This is a genomic window from Flammeovirga sp. EKP202 (assembly GCF_014534745.1).
In the GTDB taxonomy this organism is placed as follows: domain Bacteria; phylum Bacteroidota; class Bacteroidia; order Cytophagales; family Flammeovirgaceae; genus Flammeovirga.
In genome coordinates this window covers 1-20,458 of the sequence record NZ_JACVVP010000038.1, presented here as the reverse complement: position 1 = coordinate 20,458, position 20,458 = coordinate 1, and the positions used below count along the sequence as shown (strand labels likewise).

General features: G+C 34.3%; 13 protein-coding genes. 7 read left to right on the top strand and 6 right to left on the bottom strand.

Annotated elements, in window-relative coordinates; all coding sequences use genetic code 11:
- Positions 1–132: 132 nt before the first annotated feature.
- From IC221_RS20315 to IC221_RS20300, 4 genes are all read right to left on the bottom strand, one after another.
- The gene (locus IC221_RS20315; protein WP_188170716.1) at positions 133–1,461 is read right to left on the bottom strand and encodes a hypothetical protein; all 1,329 of its coding nucleotides are present in this window, start codon (positions 1,459–1,461) and stop codon (positions 133–135) included.
- A 262-nt stretch (positions 1,462–1,723) separates the two neighbouring features.
- The gene (gene lgt, locus IC221_RS20310; RefSeq protein ID WP_188170715.1) at positions 1,724–2,593 is read right to left on the bottom strand and encodes a prolipoprotein diacylglyceryl transferase; all 870 of its coding nucleotides are present in this window, start codon (positions 2,591–2,593) and stop codon (positions 1,724–1,726) included.
- Positions 2,594–2,690: 97 nt separating this feature from the next.
- Entirely contained in the window at positions 2,691–3,284 is a 594-nt protein-coding gene (locus IC221_RS20305; protein WP_188170714.1) for a chromate transporter, read from the bottom strand.
- Position 3,285: 1 nt separating this feature from the next.
- A complete protein-coding gene (locus IC221_RS20300) occupies positions 3,286–3,840 on the bottom strand; it encodes a chromate transporter (RefSeq protein WP_044201353.1) in 555 nt (184 codons plus the stop codon).
- 211 nt (positions 3,841–4,051) lie between these two features.
- Between IC221_RS20300 and IC221_RS20295 the strand changes: the two genes are divergently transcribed.
- Positions 4,052–4,858 carry a hypothetical protein gene (locus IC221_RS20295; protein WP_188170713.1) on the top strand — a complete coding sequence of 269 codons (807 nt, stop codon included), beginning with the start codon at positions 4,052–4,054 and terminating at the stop codon, positions 4,856–4,858.
- Positions 4,859–4,932: 74 nt separating this feature from the next.
- Here IC221_RS20295 and IC221_RS20290 read toward each other — a convergent pair whose 3' ends face one another.
- Positions 4,933–5,679 carry a hypothetical protein gene (locus IC221_RS20290; protein ID WP_188170712.1) on the bottom strand — a complete coding sequence of 249 codons (747 nt, stop codon included), beginning with the start codon at positions 5,677–5,679 and terminating at the stop codon, positions 4,933–4,935.
- 8 nt (positions 5,680–5,687) lie between these two features.
- The gene (locus tag IC221_RS20285; RefSeq protein WP_188170711.1) at positions 5,688–7,031 is read right to left on the bottom strand and encodes an aspartate aminotransferase family protein; all 1,344 of its coding nucleotides are present in this window, start codon (positions 7,029–7,031) and stop codon (positions 5,688–5,690) included.
- Between the two features lie 293 nt (positions 7,032–7,324).
- Between IC221_RS20285 and IC221_RS20280 the strand changes: the two genes are divergently transcribed.
- The 6 genes from IC221_RS20280 (at position 7,325) to IC221_RS20255 (ending at position 20,380) form a co-directional block, all read left to right on the top strand.
- Positions 7,325–10,291: a pitrilysin family protein gene (locus IC221_RS20280; RefSeq protein WP_188170710.1), complete on the top strand. Its 2,967-nt coding sequence runs from the start codon at positions 7,325–7,327 to the stop codon at positions 10,289–10,291.
- Positions 10,292–10,474: 183 nt separating this feature from the next.
- Positions 10,475–11,782: a transglycosylase SLT domain-containing protein gene (locus IC221_RS20275; protein ID WP_188170709.1), complete on the top strand. Its 1,308-nt coding sequence runs from the start codon at positions 10,475–10,477 to the stop codon at positions 11,780–11,782.
- A 199-nt stretch (positions 11,783–11,981) separates the two neighbouring features.
- Entirely contained in the window at positions 11,982–12,473 is a 492-nt protein-coding gene (locus IC221_RS20270; protein ID WP_188170708.1) for a hypothetical protein, read from the top strand.
- Between the two features lie 638 nt (positions 12,474–13,111).
- A complete protein-coding gene (locus IC221_RS20265) occupies positions 13,112–15,907 on the top strand; it encodes a TonB-dependent receptor (protein ID WP_188170707.1) in 2,796 nt (931 codons plus the stop codon).
- Between the two features lie 241 nt (positions 15,908–16,148).
- The gene (gene smc / locus IC221_RS20260; protein ID WP_188170706.1) at positions 16,149–19,748 is read left to right on the top strand and encodes a chromosome segregation protein SMC; all 3,600 of its coding nucleotides are present in this window, start codon (positions 16,149–16,151) and stop codon (positions 19,746–19,748) included.
- Between the two features lie 182 nt (positions 19,749–19,930).
- Complete coding sequence (locus IC221_RS20255) at positions 19,931–20,380, top strand: hypothetical protein (protein ID WP_044201344.1); 450 nt, start codon at positions 19,931–19,933, stop codon at positions 20,378–20,380.
- Positions 20,381–20,458: the final 78 nt, after the last annotated feature.

The window sequence follows — 20,458 nt, the reverse complement described above, 5'->3', positions numbered from 1 at the left end:
ATTTTAAAGAGCAGTGCAAATATACAAACCGAAAGGGAATTCAATAAAGTTTTTGAAATTATTTTGTAATGCTGTTTGTTATCGGGCTTATCAAATAAAAAGGAGATCCTTTTCGAATCTCCTCTTATCAACTTACCTTCTTGATCTACTAGGTGCAGCAGACCTTGATGGCGAAGGTCGCATAGAATTGTTGTAATTACTTGGCCTTGTCGCAGGCCTAGTGGTTGCTGGTCTTGTTTGAGGCCTGTTATACGACTTATTCATATTATTATTAGGCGAAGTCGTTGGTCTCATTTTATTCTGTTTTGTATTCGAATTAGACTTATTGTAAGACTTATTCTCTCTTGTCTTATTTTGTTTATTATAATTCGATTTATTCTGCTTTGAATTACTCTTATTATTTGAAGGACGTTGAGTTGGAACCGACACCTTATTGTTTTTCACATTCGATTTATTTCCCGAACGATCGGATGATGTTTTCCAATTCTTGTTCACCTTCTGACCTGTAGAAACCTGACCTGTTTGTTTATCCTTTAAACTTGGTTGAGCAGGTTTTAAAGATTTATCATTTGATGGTTTTGACGTATTTTCCTTCGAGTTAGAAGGTCGTTTATCCTTAGAAACTCCTTGCTCAGGCTTTACAGCTGGCTTTGCCTCTGGTTTTGTTGCAGGCTTGGTCTGAGGTTTAGATTTCACATCAGAAGTAGCAGGTCTTTGTTTCAATTGACTCGCATTTGAGATATCCTTATGCCTTTTATCAAAAGACTTGTTAGGGTACTGCTTTGCATAATCTCTTCTTCTCGTCTGTTTCTGCATTTTGACCGCATGCTTACTTCTTCTTACTGTAGTATGACGGTACTTATGTTTATGATGAATATTGATATTCACCCTTACATTACTTCTGTAATAAGGTACCGGATAAGGTCTCCAAGGTCTATAATAAGGAGGATAATAACCCCAATAATAAGGTGATCTCCATGGGTGATAATACGGTCCCCAAAACCATACATAGATCACAGGCTGATGTACATAAATTGGTTCTACAATATAGTTTGAACCATACATATACACATCTCCTACCACTTGTACCTGAGTTTCCCCTTTCTCGTCTTTTACAACATCAATCACAGCAACATCTTGGTACTGATCTTTTCCAATTACTGCTTGAATAGTGACAACGTGTGTATTTTTCTTTGAAGTGTCAACCACTCTAAGATAATCCACTTCACCATCTCCATTCAAATCTAAATTGGAAATTTGTTGTTCCGGATCATTGAGTTTTTTCTCGAAATCTTCTAAATCTTTGGATTCACCAAAAATGGCAGCAACTACTTCTAAATCTAAGTTTTGACTTATTTCATCATCAGTAGCAGTAACTGTAGTCACGTCTTGAGCTTTTACCATAAAAGGAATACTCAAGAACAGTGAAAGTATCAATATTTTTAATTTGGTTAAATTCATGACGCAGTAGTTTAATTCGTTGAATGATATTTGTTTTTAGCTGATTAAGTGATGTGTATTGATAAATTAGATAGTAAAATAATGTCAGATTATTTCTTGAAGGTTGCTTTTAATACAACATCACTCTTATATATACGGCGTCAATTAAGGGGTAAGTTTAATGCATTAAGAATTGATTGGTTAAAATATAATAAAACCACTCCTATAAAATGTAAATTCAAGTACACAACTCTCTGATTTCTAAAATATTTTTTATAACAAGCTAAAAAATCTCTGATTGTTTTTCCTTCTGTCTCACTTTTTCTTCAGCCTCAGGCAAAGCTTTTCTTTTAGAATAAATAATTAAACAAATGCCAATTAAAACATAAGGAACACTCAGCATTTGCCCCATATTAAAAGATAGTCCCTCTTCAAATGAAACTTGATTCTCTTTAAAAAATTCAATAAAAAACCTTGCAGTAAAAATCAATAAAATAACAGTTCCTGAGAAGAATCCATTTTTTAATGAGGCTCTATATTTATAGTAGAGGAACATCATAGTTCCAAAAATGATCAAATAACAAATGGCTTCATAAAGTTGAGATGGATGCCTTGGTATAAAATCAATCCTTTCAAAAACAAAAGCCCAAGGAAGATCAGTTGGCGTACCAATAATTTCTGAATTCATCAGATTACCTATGCGAATAAATGCACAGCCTATTCCCACAACAACTGCCAATAGATCTACCACATCAATAAAGCGGTGTTTTGTCTTTTTGGAGTATAAAATCAATGCAATGGTCAACCCAATACCTCCTCCATGACTTGCAAGTCCGCTGTATCCAATAAACTCAATAGAACCATCATTTAAAAAACGAATGGGAAAAATCATTTCCAATGGATTGGAAAGAAAATAAACTGGTTCATAAAGCAAACAATGTCCTAAACGAGCACCTATAAAGATGCCTAAAACAGCATAGATCAATAATCTATCATGGTTCGACTGCGGTAATCCCTCCTTTTTAAAAATCTTACCTAAGAAATAAGAACTCACCAATACTCCTGTAACGAACAAAAGTCCATAATACCTCAATGGAAATCCATTAATATTAATGATTTCTGGATCAGGGTTCCAGTATATATAATTTAGCATTAAGTTGTTTGTAGTCTGATGATAATTGAGTTTAAGCTGTTGCGAATATAAAAACTAGACCGCTGCTTTGCTACGTTAAATTCAAGTTATTGGATAGTTAGAAGATAAAAATTCCGATAACAGAGCACACGATAATTAAAGCTATTGGGTGCACTTTCTTCTCATAAAACTTAAGAACAACCCCTACGATCAAACAGAGAATGATACTTGTCCAATGTATCTCTGAAAAACCTTCCTCAAAGAAAGTGGTTTCGGCGATTTTCCAACCTGCAAACAAGATCAATGCAATAGTAACTGGCTTTATCCCAAAGAAGAAAGCTTGCTTAAATTTATTGGTTTTTAATTTCTTTAGAATCTCTGATAAAGCAATAATACAAACTACAGAAGGAGTTGCTAGACCTGCCGTGGCAAAAACACCACCAATAATCCCTCCTAATCTTCCACCAACAGCCATTCCTGCTTCATTACCTACAAAAGTGGCAGAGTTTACGGCAATAGCCCCCGGAGTCATTTGTGCTAATGATAGAACATCAAAAAACTGATCTGCTGTCATCCAGCCTTGTTTTTGAAATTCTACCACAAAAAGTGGTACCATAGCTAGACCTCCTCCAAAACTGAAAAATCCAATTTTACAGAATACTAAATATAATTCAGCATATACTTTTAATGCTTCTAATGAAAACGCTTCCATATTATTTTAATAAATCTTTGAGTTGTTTTGGAAAAAATACATACAAGGCTAGTCCTAATACCGCACCTGTCACAATTAATAGAATGGGATGAATATTAAAAGCAAACAATAAGACACAAGCAATAATAAAAATACCTAAGCCATATTTATCAGTGACGCTTCCTTTGAACATTTTCCATACTGAATGTCCTATTAAGGCAACAATACAAGCTCTTGCTCCCATAAATGCTTTTTGAGCAATAGGATGTTCAAAACTATGTGAGAAAAGATGGTAGATGATTGTGATTACCAAGTAAGATGGAGCAATCACTCCAGCAGTCGTAAACAAACCTCCTAAAAAGCCTTTTTCTCTGTACCCTACAAATGTAGCTGCATTGATCGCAATTGTACCAGGAGTCATTTGTGCGATTGACATGATTTCTAACAATTCATCATTTGTCAACCATTTTTTGTTTTCTATTAATTCTTTTTCCAAAAGAGGAATCATTGCATACCCTCCACCGAAGGTAAATAACCCAATTTTGAAAAAGCTGTAAAATAATTCGAAATAGATCATCTGTTTTAGTATTCAGCAGTTCGATTGTGAACTGCAAGTATATCATTCTTACAAGCTAATAAAAATGACCGAAGACAGTATTAATAACTATTAAAAATTTGATTTGAAAAGTGTTATATAAGATAGTATCAAAATAACATCTGTATTTCTTTGATCTAAACTTCGAAGTATTGACCTTTAGCTTGTATTCAACTAGACTTATTTATCGATTATGCTAAAAACAAATTTTTTAATCTTATTTTCAGTACTATTCATTTTTTCATGCTCAACAGACGAAGTTTCAACCAATGATCAAAAACTTAAAGCCTATTATGAAGATGGCGAACTCAGAAGAGATTACAGTTATAACGACGAAGGATTAATTGCGAGAGCAAACTTTTATCGTGAGTCTTCCATCAATTCATATATTTTGTATACCTATTCCAATGATTCTATTTATCAAAGGACGTATAATGCTGACGATATGCTTACGCTGACTAGAATTTATAGTAAGGTATCAGAAAACAAGTATAAAATAGAAAGAAATTATACCGATCCTTCTCTTGAGGATGATGAGGTTTTCATTTACACAAAGCATCCGACCTTTGGATACAATAAACAGGAGAAATACTATGAAGATGGTACACTAGAATATCTTTTTGAATGTGAATTTACTGATGGAAATGGAAGTTCAATATGGTATAGTTATAACTTCAAAGAAGGTGAAACAATAGATGATGACCCTCTCATTTCAACAAGTATATTAGATGATCAAAAATCACTAATCGCTTCAACTTACTCACATCAACCTGAAAATCGAAAAAAAATGGGAAACGTATTAAGAGAAGAGCGAAAATTTAAGAAAGATGACCACCTTTTTAGTTTGACCACTTATCGTTACAATTATAAAAATGGTTATCCTATTTCAGCAGAAAACACGGTTACCTATTATAATAAGAATCATCACACTGGAGCGATAGAAGAAACTGTCTACACTAAAAACATTCAATACGAGTATTATGATGATGCCACATTCTAGTCACTTCATCATCAAAGAACAGCTATGTAATTGATCCAATTACATAGCTGTTTTTATTTTAAAAAGACCTATTCTTAACTATTACAATGTCTCAACTGATAGGGAGCGGCTTCAATTATCTTGATATTCTTTTTATTGATATCCAAACGATATTCATCACCTAAAAAGGACCTCTTCTTTAAAAGGGTGCTTCTCCGAGGTGTAAAATCAATCGGAGCATAACTGTTGGCTGGATAATAATCAGTCAATAGGCCAGTATCTATATAAGATTGGGCAACAATTTGACTACAGAAGTAGGTGTTATCTTTTATTTCGATATTCTCCAACCTTCCCTTTTTAAAATTAGTGATATACCGGCTGACAGGTTTACAAAAATCACCGCCATGCATACTCAATACAGAAGTAGATAGGTCTTGGTAAAATTGGAAGTCACGTTCAGTATACAAAGGCCTGTAAGCAAATTTAGTATCGTATTTCATTTTGTAATTGTACACCAATCTATCTTTCAAACTCACCAAAGTAGGTCCACTTTTAGTCACCCCCGTTAAAAGGTCAATAACAGGAGTTCTAAGGTTTGATTCCCACAAAAGCAACGGGTCATCATGATCTACTAATGGCAATAATCCCTCTACATCTTCCCGTCTTATAATAATAGAGGAGTGCGACCATAATGAACGTTGTACTATCTCAGAAATACGGCTTACCTTATAAGTGCCATGCATAAAAAATAGATCGCCTGTAAATGCGTTTTCGGTAAATTCTTCATAAGTGGTTTTTCTTTTGGGCACGTAGAAGTAATTAATTTTGTTTAGAAAGTCCATAGTATTTGTTATAGTCCAATTGAAAATGATTTAACTTTTTGGTTGATTCTGTCAGGAAATTTACCCTCATTATACTCCAAGCACACCTGTTCAATGGTGGAGAGTAAAAAGCTTACTTCATGATTTGAAATCGTCAAAGGTGGTTGAATTCTTATAACATTGTTTGCTTCTCCATAATAGCCTACATACAACCCTAGTTCAACACATCTGAAAGCCATCTTCTTTGTGATAAGTTCATCTTTTGAAACATCAAGCTCAATGCCGATCATCAACCCTTTTCCCCTTATTTCTTTGATAAAAGGATACTTTTGAAGTTGCCACGTCAGGTGCTCCAAGATGGCTTCTCCTTTCATGATGGCACTTTCGATTAAGTTTTGCTTCAAGATATGATGAATCACCGCCATCGATGCAGCACAAGTCGGAGGATGCCCTGCCAAAGTAAGTACATGTTGACCGGGTACCATTTCATCAAGAAGATCATGTTTGATAATAGCCGCTGAAAGTGGAGCATAACCTCCTCCTAAGCTCTTACCAACCACCATTATATCAGGGACGATATTGAAATGGTCAATAGCCCACCATTTTCCGGTGCGGCCCATACCTGACTGCACTTCATCTACTGAAAAAATAACATTGTATTGTCTTGTCAAATCATAAAGTGATTTTATGAAAAAATCGGATAACACAAATATTCCTGCATCTCCTTGGATTGGTTCTAAAATGACGGCTCCTATTTCATGACTAATAAACAATTTCTCAATAGTTGCTAAAGTGTCTTTCTCTTGATTTTGATTTTTTGGATAACGTAAACCTATATATTCATTACTTTCTGAATACAGGTTATCATTGAAATCTTTAAAATGAGAAACCTGTTGAGAAAAACCTGTAGTTCCATGATAGCTATTGACAAAATGAAGGATCTTTTTTTGAGGCCTTTTAGAACGAATTACTTTGATTGCCGCATCATTGGCATCAGAACCGGACAGGCCAAGAATTACCCTTCTATCCTCTCCTCCAGGTGTGATTGAGAGTAATAACTCCGAAAATTCAATTACTTTGGGATGAGGTGAATAAGTAAAACAGGTATGTTGAATTTTTAAACTTTGCTCTAAATATTCATAAGCAGGCTGTTTATAATCATACCCGATAATGTTTACTGATGCTCCTGTTAAACAGTCTAAATAGTGATTACCGTCAACATCAATGATGGTGTTTCCAGTTGCAGTTTTTAAAGTAATACCATATAAGCCCATGTAGTTTGTAGCGGCAATGATATTTTTTAGTTTGGATAGATAGTGTAATGACTGATTTCCTGGCGGATACATCATTACTGAATGAGAAGTTGATTCCATATGTTAGTACTTGTAGTTTACTTAAAACATTCGATAATTTACCGATTAAAAACTATATAACAACGAACGTATCAAACATTATGAATCCTTCTCAAATGATCTTTTGATACTTATCAAATAATAAATAATAATCAGCACCAAGGTTTTTTCAAGCCAATTTTAAAGTATTAAATAATTTTCAGTAATTTAACGTAAAGATAATTTTACGCCTAACCAATTATCAAGTAGTGTCAAATAACACAGGTTGTAAAATATAACTTCTCAAGTCAATTATATTCATAAATTAACTAAGCATGACTTATACGAATGTCATTAAGACAGCACTTTTAGGAGGTGCACTTTTATTTGGTAGCTTTAATGCATCATCTACGGGTATTAAAGACAAATCTTTCCCCTATAAAACGGTAAAGAATGACCCACTTAAAACTAGGATTTATACACTTGATAATGGATTAAAAGTGTATTTATCAGAATACAAAGATGCTCCAAGAATTCAAACTTACATCGCTGTTAAAGCTGGTGGTAAAAATGATCCAGCGACCTCTACAGGTCTTGCTCACTATTTAGAGCATATCATGTTCAAAGGGACGTCTCACTTTGGTACAAAGGATTGGGCACAAGAATCCGTTTATCTTGATAGTATTGAGAATATGTTCGAACACTATAGAACATTGTCAGATCCTGAAGAGAGAACAGCATACTATGCCCAAATTGACCAAGTGTCTAATGATGCCTCTAAATTCTCTATTGCCAACGAATATGATCGTATGATCGGAATGATTGGGGCCAAAGGAACAAATGCTTATACTACAGAAGACCGTACAGTATATGTAAATGATATTCCTGCCAATGAGCTTAATCGTTGGTTAGAGATCGAATCTGATCGTTTTAGAGAAATTGTTCCTCGTTTATTCCATACAGAATTAGAAGCTGTATACGAAGAAAAAAACCGAGCTTTAGATAATGATCAACGCAAAGTATTTGAGGCGATGTTCTCATCTATGTTCCCTAACCACCCTTATGGTACACAAACTGTAATCGGTACGATTGATCACTTAAAGAACCCTTCAATCACAGAAATTAAAAAGTATTTCAATAATTATTATAGACCTAATAATGTTGCCATCTGTTTAAGTGGAGATTTAGATCCTGATAAAACCATTAAACTAATAGATAAATACTTCGGTTCTTGGGAAGCAAGCGATATTCCTGAATTTAATTATAAAGAAGAAAAACCTATCACGGCTCCTATTAAAAAAGAAGTGTTCGGTCCACAAACTGCCATGGTATTTATGGGCTACAGAATGCCAGGTTTAAAAACCAACTCAAGAGATCTTTTAAAAGAGCAACTTTGTGATATGATCTTGGCCAACAGTAGTGCTGGATTAATTGATTTGGATTTAAATCAACAACAAAAGGTATTGAACGCAAGTAGCTTTGTATACCCGTTCAATGATTACACAATCCACACTTTATATGCTATTCCAAGAAACGGCCAAACATTAGAAGAAGCACAAGCTTTACTTTTAGAAGAAATTGAAAAGTTGAAAGCAGGTGACTTTGAAGATTGGTTGATTGACGCTATTGTAAATGACTTCAAGAAATCTGAAATCAAGAAACTCGAAAGTAATAATGCTCGTGCGGATGCATTTGTACAAGCATTTACAAGAAATATTCCTTGGGAAAACTACATTGATGATATTGAGGAAATGCAGACGATTACAAAAGAAGAGATTGTTGCATTTGCCAATGAAAACTACAAAGACAATTATGTAGTCGTATACAAGCGTTCTGGAGAAGATCCTAATAAACAAAAAGTTGAAAAGCCTTCGATTACTAAAGTAGAATTAAATAGAGGTGAAAAGTCTGAGTTCTTTAAGAAAATTGAAGGACAAAAAGTTGAAGCATTGAAACCTTTATTCTTGGATTACTCAAAAGATATCCAAGAAGCGGAAATGAACAGTGATATTACTGTTCGTTACAAGAAAAATGTTGAAAATGATCTTTTCAACCTATATTACATTATTGATATTGGAAAAGATACTGACCCTACTTTAAGTACAGCTATTCAGTATCTTGAATATTTAGGCACTGATAAATTGACTTCAGCTCAAATCAAGCAGGAGTTCTACAAACTTGGAGCTAGCTTTAGTGTCAATACCTCTTCTGATCAAGTTTATGTTTCATTGAATGGTTTAACTGAAAATATGGTACCTGCAATGAAACTATTCGAAGACCTTCTGAATAATGCAAAAGCAGACGAAGCTGTACTTCAAAACATGATTGCCATTGAAAAGAAAAACAGAGAAGATACAAAGAAAAACAAAGGTGCAATTTTGTTTACAGGTTTAATGAATTATGGTCTTTATGGCAATAACAACCCTGTCACTAACGGGTTATCCAATGAAGAACTTGATCTCATCCAACCACAAGAGCTTATCTCTAGAATCCATCAATTAACAAAAATGGAACACAGAGTGCTTTACTATGGACCTGAGACATTAGATCAAGTAGTAAAAACATTGAATGCTGAACACAAAGTTCCTTCAACATTACAACCTGTACCTACTGCTAAAAAATTCTATGTTAAAGATGTTGACAAACCAAAAGTATATTGGTCTCATTATGACATGGTTCAAGCTGAGGTAATCTTCTTGGCAAAAGGTGAGAAATATGATCCAAAAAGAATCGCGGCAGCTACATTATTCAACGAATATTTTGGTGGTAGTATGAACGCTATTGTATTCCAAGAAATGCGTGAAGCACAAGGTTTAGCCTACTCAGTATTTAGTAAATATGGCGTAGCATCAGAAAAAGATAAGAGCGATTATACTTTAGCTTATATCGGTACTCAGTCTGATAAATTGACTGAAGCTATGGCAGGGATGAAAAATTTATTAGAAAATCCTCCTAAAAATGATCAATCTTTTGATGCCGCTAAAAAGGCAATCTTAAGTAAGCTAGAAAGTGAGCGTATCACAAAAAGCGGCGTGTTATTTAATTATGAGACGGCATTGAAAAAAGGGAACGATCATGATGTTCGTAAAGATGTTTATGAAGCCATGAAAACAATGACCATTGATGATGTGATGAAATTCCATAGTGACTTTATCAAAGGTAATAACTACAATGTTTGTGTGGTGGGTGATCGTGAGAAACTGAACATGGAAACTTTAGCACAATACGGTGAAGTTCAAGAATTGTCATTAAATGATCTCTTTGGATATGAAAATAAACCGAGAGTGAAAAAGAAACAATAGATTTATTCCAATAATTAAGGCCATTCTTTTATTAGAATGGCCTTTTTTTATGCCGAAAGAGGTGATTTTTTAAGCTTTAACTATTATCTTGTTTATTACCAAAAAAGCATTCCTTTAAACTTTGTTTGAAATTAAATAGAATTCGCAATATCTTTATTTCGAAATTAATGACTTAACTCGTTTATGAAAACAAGCAAAAAACTATTTTGTATTATCCTTTTGGGTATTTTCTTTACTCAACCGCTACTTGCCAAGCCGGAGGCAAACATTCCAAGTTCATTTAAATTAATGGGCTCAAAGGTTGTTGTCACTAAAGGTGGTATGGACAAGATTATGGTTAAGTACAATAGTCTTACTCGTTCACAAAAGCACTATGATATTCTTTTAGACAGATGTAATACCTACTTTGCTTTTATTGCTCGTGAGCTGAAAACAAGAGGTGTACCAGAAGAATTCAAGTACCTTGCCTTACAAGAGTCTCTTTTAGATGGTAATGCCATTTCTAATGCTACTCCCCCTGCTGTAGGTTTTTGGCAATTCAAAGACTTCACTGCTGAAGAAAGAGGTATGAAGATCGATAGAAATATAGATGAAAGAAAAAATGTGGTAGCGGCGAGTATTGGTGCTGCTGACTATCTTTCGAAAAGTCATTACTATCTTGGAAACTGGTTCTATGCCATGATCTCATACCATGATGGATTGACTGGTGCTAAAAATTATATCAAAAAGAATAAACTGAATTATTATTCTCAAGTGACGATTAATGAAAACACACACCCGTATGTTCTTCATTATTTAGCACACTATTTTGCATTCAAAGATAATGTTGGACAAGACAAAGAGCACACTGTTTTGATTGAGTTGCCTACCAATGGTTATTCACTATCACAAGTTTCTAAGTTCACGGGGCAACCATTAAGCATTATTTCATCCAATAACATTTGGCTGTCAGGAAGCTATATCCCTGAGGATAAAGTCTACTCTGTAATGATTGAAGCTAATCCTACAGAAATCAATCAAATGGTTGCAAAGCTTTCTCCTTATGCTAAGCCAAAGAAAACAAGAGCTGCACGTTCTATTTTCCAATTCTATGCAGATAGTATTAAAGACGATTATCCATTTGTGTTACCAACTCAAATGGAAAGTGAGGATAGTAAATATGATTTTGCGATTGTTAATGGTGTAAAAGCTGTAATTCTTAAAGAAGAAATGACACAAAAAGAGCTCGTAAAATCTTTAGGAACTATTTCAAAAGGAAAATTAAAGAAATACAATTATATCAAGGGTAAAGATATGTTGATGAAGGACAGACACTATTATATTGAGCCTTTACCAGCTTCTATCCCTGTCTCTTACCACATCTTTGCCGAAGGAGAATCACTCAACTTTATCGCCATTAAATATGGTATAGATCTAAAAGCATTGAAAAAATTAAATGAGATGTCTAAAGAATCAGACGCTAAAGTTGGTGATAAGATTTACTTCAACTAATGATTGATTTATAATCGAAACATTAGATCTCAAAAGGCTCATGAATACACTTCATGAGCTTTTTTTATTTAAATAATTTTAAATCAAGTAGGTGTTTTGATACTTAAATCCACTACTAAAAATGTAAAGCTCCTGTTTGTAGAACTTAAATATCAAAAGCAGGGAAACACATTGTATTATTGTTTAAATAAAGAAACTCATGAATAACAGTTTATATTCCAGACTACTCCTCAATACACTCCATAGACTTTCCAATGTTTTAAGAAAAAATGATGGTAGTGTAAATGGTAAATCAAAAAGTACAGAAGCTATTTTGTATAAAGGATTGTTTCATGAAACTAAGGAGAGTCTATTTGTTCAGAATTATATTTTCTATCCAGATAATACTTTCAAGGTTGAAAAATATGAAATGAAATTTGAAGACAATATTCCAATGAATTACGAAATCGTAGTTGACAATGGACAATATATAAACCAAGAAGATCGCTTTACAAATACTATTCTTGAAACAGGATTTTTAAATTATATCAGAGAGGGAAAATCTTACAAAAACCTTCGCAAGGGAGTGATGAATAATAAAACCACTGAAATGATTGACTTCACAAAAGAGAAGCACTCAGGTATTCCGTGGGTAAATGAATACATTGATCCTATCGTTTTTGAAACAAGAATAAAAGCAACAGTGAACTAGGAGACCTACTTCATCGTAATCTCTTTTATAATTTATTCTTACTCCAATGTAAATCAATACATTAACACAAATGAAAAATGCTTTATATCCTTCCTAGATATAAAGCATTTTTTTTCAATGAAGAGAGTTAATCATTTTGTCTTACTAGACTGAGGATACAACTTTTGTTTTGCTACTTCTAATTGGGCAAGCATTAGTTTGTCTAAGTAGCTTGAATTTTTGGTTGGCTTCATTGAAGAATTGTCATTTTTGTCAAATGCATCAAATTTCTTCATTCTGATAATTTAAATATTTGAGTAACCTTAAATAACTGTGTAACTGCAAACTAGAGATAATTTCTCATTTTTCAAAAGAAAAATAAAGAGAACGTACCTACAATACGTACTACAGAAATAGTTTTGAAGAATTCTAGTTCTTTGAATTAGAATGTTTTATCCGCATAAAAGCCATATTCCTATGAATGTGGCTTTTTATTTACTTCATATTGAGTTGAATTGAAATTCAAAAACGTCATAATTTCTTCATAATCATCATTCCTTCCTCCTCCTTTAATCATCTATTCTTCATATATGAACAATACCTAAATAATATTTGGATTGTTGTTTTGCACCATCAACGAATTTTCAATCTAGTACAACATGAAACATTTTTTCAAGCTATTGGTAATGACTACTTTAGTCTTATTATCAACTTATGTTAACGCTCAAAATTCATCTATTACAGGAGTTATTGTGGATGACAATGACCTTCCTTTGATTGGTGCTACTGTCCGTGTAATAAACCATGAATACCTTGGCTCATTGACTGATGCATCTGGTAAATTTATCTTAGTAAATGTACCTGAAGGAACACAAGAATTAGAAATTTCTTACTTAGGTTTCGAAACCTTAAAACAAAGTGTAGAATTAAAATCAGGTCAAGAAGCTGACTTGAAAGTATTAAAAATGAAAGGCAGTATCCTTCTTGGTGATGAAGTGGTCATCTTAGGTACTAACCTTCAAGGTCAGGCTAAAGCACTAGGTCAACAAAAAAATGCTAATAATATTATGAACGTTATTAGTGCTGATCAAGTGGGTAAGTTCCCCGATTCAAATGTGGGTGACGCTCTTAAAAGAGTTCCTGGTATCACAATGCAATATGACCAAGGTGAAGCTCGATTTGGCTTGATTAGAGGTACATCTCCAGATTTAAGTTCAATCACCATCAACGGAGAAAGAGTTCCATCTGCTGAAGGAGAAACTAGAGCGGTACAATTAGACCTTATCCCTGCTGATATGGTTCAATCTATAGAGGTTTCTAAAACATTAACTCCAGATATGGATGCTGATGCAATTGGTGGTTCTGCTAACTTAGTATTAAGATCGGCTCCAAACGACTTACGTGTATCAGGTACTTTAGGTACTGGTTATAACTTCCTTTCTGAAAAAGCAATGTTCAACGGTGCAGTTGTTATTGGTAACCGTTTCTTTAATGATAAATTAGGTGTAATTGTAAGTGGATCATACTTTGATCACAACTTAGGTTCTCACAATATCGAAGCAGAATGGGACAATGAGTCTAACCCTGAAATGACTGACTTCCAAGTAAGAACTTATGATGTACACAGAATCAGAAGATCATTCTCGACTACTTTAGATTATGCTTTAGGTACTAACTCTAAAATTTATGTAAGTGGTATTTACAACCACAGAGATGACAGAGAAAATAGATACCGCCTAAGATACAAGGATATCGAAACAAACGATGACGGAACTTATACAGCCGAAATCAGAAGACAAACTAAAGGTGGTTTAGATGACAAAAACAATAAAAACACTCGTTTAGAAGACCAAAGAACTTACAATGTTACTTTAGGTGGTGAGCACTTGATCGCTAATCGCTTTAAGTTAGACTGGTCAGGTACTCTTGCGAAAGCTTCTGAAGAAAGACCTCACGAACGTTATATCAGCTGGAGACAAAAGGACGTAGTATTAACTCAAGATCTTTCGAATCCTGAAAAGCCAAACGTACTTGACAATGGTGCTGGTGCTGATTATGCTTCTTTTGGGTTGAAAGAAATCACTGAAGAATATCAATACACTGAGGAAATCGATAGAAATGCGAAAATCAACTTAGAAATTCCATTGAATAACACTCGTAACAAAAGTATCATCAAAATTGGTGGTCGTTACAGAGGAAAAGAAAAAATGAGAGACAACAGATACAATGAGTTTGAACCAATTGATGAGTCTCCATTTGACAACATGACGCTTCAACCTACAAAAGATCAATCAAGAGATCCATTCTTAGCAGGTGATCAATATAAAGGTGGTCAATTTACAGATCCATCTGCTCTTGGAAAATACGACTTAAGCAATACTGCTTTATTCGATAAAACAGACTTACCTGAAGAGTACTTAGGAGGTAACTACAACGCAAAAGAGCAAATCACTGCTGGTTATGCTATGTTGAAGCAAAGTCTTGGAACAAAATGGTTCTTTATTGCAGGTGCTAGAATTGAAAATACACAAGTAGATTACACAGGCTACCAAGTTGAGTTTAATGAAGACGGTGATTTTGATCCTGATGCTTCTAAAACAATTGAAGGAACAAACAGCTATACAAACGTTCTTCCATCAATTCAAGCTCGTTACAATATCAATGAAAATACAATTATCAGAGCAGCTTGGACTAACACTTTGGCAAGACCTCGTTACTTTGACTTAGTACCTTACCGTGAAATCAGCAGAGAAGATAATGAGTTATCAGAAGGAAATCCTGGTTTAAAACCAACAACTTCAATGAACCTTGATTTAATGGGTGAGCACTACTTCAAATCTGTAGGTATCATTTCAGGTGGTCTTTTCCACAAAACATTAAATGACTTCATCTACAACTACCAAGCACGTAACTACACTGACCCTGTAAGCGGTAACGTTTACGATCGTTATTCTCAACCTCGTAATGGTGCAAAAGCTACTTTAACAGGTTTTGAATTAGCTTTCCAACGTCAATTAGACTTCTTGCCAGGTGTATTAAAAGGTTTAGGGATCTACACAAACTATACTTACACTGCTTCTGAAATCCAAGACCTTGGAATTGAAGAAAGAGAAGACGAAAAGTTATCATTGCCAGGTACAGCCCCTCATACAGTAAACGGATCGCTTTCATTTGATTCGAAAAAAGTAAGCTTCAGAATTTCATTAAACTATACTGCTGCTTACATCGACGAATTGGGTGACGAGGCATTCAAAGACAGATACTATGACCAACAATTATTCTTAGATGCAAATGCTTCTTATGCATTCACTGATCAATTGAGATTCTATCTTGAAGCAAATAACTTGCTTAACACTCCACTAAGATATTACCAAGGATCAGAGCAATATACTATGCAATCAGAATACTATAATGCGAGAGTTCAATTAGGATTGAAATTCGACCTTTCAAAATAATCTGAATTCCACTACAAATAGTCAAAAGATAGAGGTACGGTTTTTCAAACTGTATCTCTTTTTTTATTGAATTATTTTAAGATAATAAATCACTTTTTCTACCCAATTGATCCCTGTATTACCCTTAGAAGTTTTAAAATTTTATTTATCTTAGGCAAAATTCTAGAATTGCTATCTAGCAAACTTTTTATGAGTGGTCAAATACTCATTCTGCTTCATTTTTTGATCGGGGGTCTAAATAATGTTATTAAGTAAATTAGAGATAAAAGGTTTTAAAAGTTTTGGTGAAAAAGTAACACTAAACTTTGACAAAGGTATTACGGCCGTAGTGGGGCCGAATGGTAGTGGTAAATCCAACGTAGTGGATGCGATTCGATGGGTACTTGGTGAACAAAGTACTAAAGCGTTGCGCTCTGAAAAAATGGATAATATCATTTTTAATGGCACCAAAAGTAGGAGGCCATTACAAATGGCAGAGGTATACCTTACCTTTATCAATAATAAAAACTTACTCCCAACAGAATATACTGAGGTGACTATTGGTCGTCGTTTTTACCGATCAGGTGAAGGTGAATATTCACTGAATGGTGTCCCCTGCCGTTTAAAAGATATTCACGGTCTCTTTCTCGACACAGGTATTGGTTCCGATAGTTATGCCATCATCGAGCTAAAGATGATTGACGAAATCTTGAATGATACCCAAAATGCCAGAAGAACCCTCTTTGAAGAAGCTGCCGGAATTTCAAAATTCAAAAAAAGTAAAAAAGAAACCCTCAAAAAGCTTAAAGATACCGATGCTGATTTAGAGCGTGTGGACGATTTGCTATTTGAAGTAGAAAAAAATATGCGTTCGTTGGAGCGTCAAGCCAAGCAGGCGCAACGTTACATCAAACTTAAGAAGACTTACAAAGAGTCTAGCATTCAATTAGCCCTCAAAAAAGTAGATTCTCAAGCAAAAGAATTAAACGAACTGGCAGATAATATGACTGCCAAAAATGAAGAAAGAAACCTCACTATTAAAACCATTGAGGAACTGGAAGCTTCAATTGCTAAAGAGAAAAAAGAATCCATTGATAAAGAAACACTTTTCGGTTCTAGACAAAAAACACTCAATGAGCACATCTTAAAGATGCGTCAGATAGAAAGTGAAAAAAGAATCAAAGGGGAGAGAAAACGTTTTCTGGAAGAGAAAAAGCAAACGCTAGCAACACAATCTAGTCTTGATCGTGAAGCGGTAGCTTTAGCACAACAAGGCATTGAGAGTTTGCAAATTCAGTTGAGTTCTATTGAAAGAATGGTCAATGAGACTGAAGCTGAATTATCAAAAACACAACAAGAACGTGATGCTCAAACAATGAAATCGGATGAACTCGAAATCAGAACGAAAGAGTTTGAGCAACAGGTAAAAAATAAACAATCTATCATTTTTCAACTCAAACAAAAGGTTGAAATTAATGAAGTACAGCTTTCTGCACTCAAACAAGAGTTAGAAAGAGCACATGTAGAATCTTCAGAGAAATCTTCAAGTTTAGCGGAGTTTGATACGCAATTTGCTTCTTTAGAAGGTGAACGACTCAGTGCTAGTATGCAATTTGAAGAAGTAAAAGAAAAACATGACCTCCACCAACAGAAAATTCATGACTGTAGAGAGGAATTAGAAACCATCAAAGATAGGTCTTCTGAAATTCTTCGTTCATTGGATGCTAAACGCAATGAGCATGCTCTGACAAAATCATTGGTGGATAATTTGGAAGGATATCCAGAAGCGATCAAATACCTCAAACAGGAAACAGACTGGGCCAAGGAAGCACCTATGCTTTCGGATACGCTACATTGTGAAGATGACTACAGAGTAGCAATTGAAGGCTACCTTGCTCCTTATCTTAATTACTTCGTTCTTGAAAATGAAGAGGAGGCTTGGAGAGCGGTAAACCTTCTGGAGGAAATGAAAAAAGGGAAAGCCAACTTCCTATTGTTAGATAAGTTTGAAGGGTATTCAGCTTCTCCTCGTAAAGCCATTGAAGACGCTATTTGTGCCATTGATGTGGTGGATTTTGATGATAAATATGCTTCATTAATTACTTATCTATTAGACGGGGTATACATCGTTCATAGAAATCAAAATAACCTTCCTAAAAATGACAGTGTTATTTTGGTTACGAAAAATGGTAAAGCCATTCGTAGAAAGTCAGCGATTACTGGTGGGTCGATTGGTTCTTTTGAAGGTAAATCTTTAGGTAGAATCAGACACCTTGAAAACTTGACCGAAGAAATCACTGCTTTAGAAAAAGAAGCGGAAGAAATACACATTAAAAAAGTAGAGAAACAAGCTCTACACAAAGATTTACTTCAAATTAACTTCTCCCATGAACTGGAAAGTGCCCAACATAATCTGCAAGTCGTTTCTCAAGAGTTGATTAAGATTAAAACGCAGAAGGAAGAGTTTGCAAAATTCTTAGAGGCTAGTGCCAATAAAAAAGAAGAAATTCTTGAACGAATTGGTGACGCTGAAATCGCGATTAGCGAAGGAAAACCCCAACTGGAAGATGAAACTTATGCCATGGAATATATGGTAGAACAGTTAGAGGAAATGCAAGAAAATCTTACGATTGAAAAAGATAAAAAAACGGAATTTTCGAGTAAATACAATCAACTTCATATCAATTTCCTGCAGCAGGAAAACCAATATAATGGTTTGAAAAAAGAGATTGATTTCAAAGATGAAGAGTTGGTAAAGGCTCAAAATAGAATAGATCAAAATATTGAAGAAATAGAAAAGGTAGAGCAGGATCTAATGCGTGCTGATTCTATGGATGAGGAGGGAGATCAAGAGCTTATAAAGCTTGAAGAAGAAAAACAAAATATAGAACGTGGTGTTCAAGAAGCAGAAAAAGCTTATCAGGACGCCAAAGATTTGATTTCTGACACAGAAGTTGATATTAAACTAAAACAAGTTCACAAAGAGGAAATCGATCAAGAGCTTTTAAAAGCCAATGAGAGAATCAATGCATTACGACTTTCTTTAACGTCAGTAAAAGAAAAAATTGCCGTTGAGTTTGAAGTAGATATTGAACAAATGCTACTTTTCAAGCCTAATGCTGTTCCTTCCGAAAATGAAGAAAAAGCGGAGGAAGAAGAAAATCCATACAAAGAAATGGGCATTGCTGAATTGGAGCAAATCAGTGAAGACTCTAAAAGAAAGTTAGGTTCTCTAGGGGCTATTAACCATACAGCTATTGATGCTTTTAATGAAATCAAAGAAAGAAACTCATTTATTTTAGGGCAAAGAGAAGACCTCAACAAAGCCAAAGAACAATTATTACAGACTATTGAAGATATTGATGCTGTAGCTCAAGAGAAGTTCATGAAGGCCTTTGTACAGATCCGTGAAAACTTCATGGAAGTCTTCAGATCATTGTTTACCGATGAAGATAACTGCGATCTACGCTTGGCGGATGATAGTGATCCACTTAATGCTAAAATTGAGATTTTGGCACAACCTAAAGGAAAGAGGCCTTTAACAATCAACCAATTATCAGGAGGAGAAAAGACGCTAACCGCAACAGCATTATTATTTGCGATTTATCTTATCAAACCAGCTCCATTCTGTATTTTTGATGAGGTCGATGCCCCATTGGACGATGCCAACGTTGATAAATTCAATAGAATCATCAACAAATTCTCTTCTAATTCTCAATTTATTATTGTCACTCACAACAAGAGAACAATGTCGAGTACTGATGTCATCTACGGTGTGACCATGATCGAACAAGGTGTAACAACTGTAGTACCTGTTGATATTAGAAACACACCTCAATTGGATGCATTTACATCAAAATAAGTCCTTGATTACTAGAACATTTACTTCATAGATGTCCATATTTTAATATTACGTTCATTAACGTACATTCACTAAATCACTCAATACTATATAAAACTCTAATTATGAGCAACTTATATAATATTAAGTGATTTTTGGTATAAAAGATAGTGTTGTAATTAAACACTCATCTTTAAAACATCATGAAACACCGAGTCTCACTTCTGTTACTGTTACCTCTTATCGTTTCTTTATTTTCATTCTCTCCCGTTAAATCCGATTTTCCATTATCATCAAAAAACGATACAACAAAGCAAGACAAGGAACGCAGAAAAGATAAACTCTCCGATGAATCAGAGTGGCTCTTTTATGCTGAGTCTGCAAAACAAAGAATTTTAAAAAATGAAAACCTACAAGATGCTCTTGAGCTGATTGATCAAAGTTTGGATTTACAAATCAATCCAATCAACCTAGAAATAAAAGGAGATTACTACACTAAAATGGGCGACCTGAATAGTGCTTTTGAGCAATATCAAAAAGCGATACAACTTTGTGTCTTTGACATTAAAAAAAGACATCAATTAAAGTCACTTCAAACAAAAGCTATTAGTATTAGAAGACTTTTGAGCTCAAAAAAACAAATAGATCAATGATATAAGGGGTCACTAACAAAAAGTGGGCATAGGTTACCCGAATACCTTTGAAATTCTGAATAAGAAAAACTTTAAATC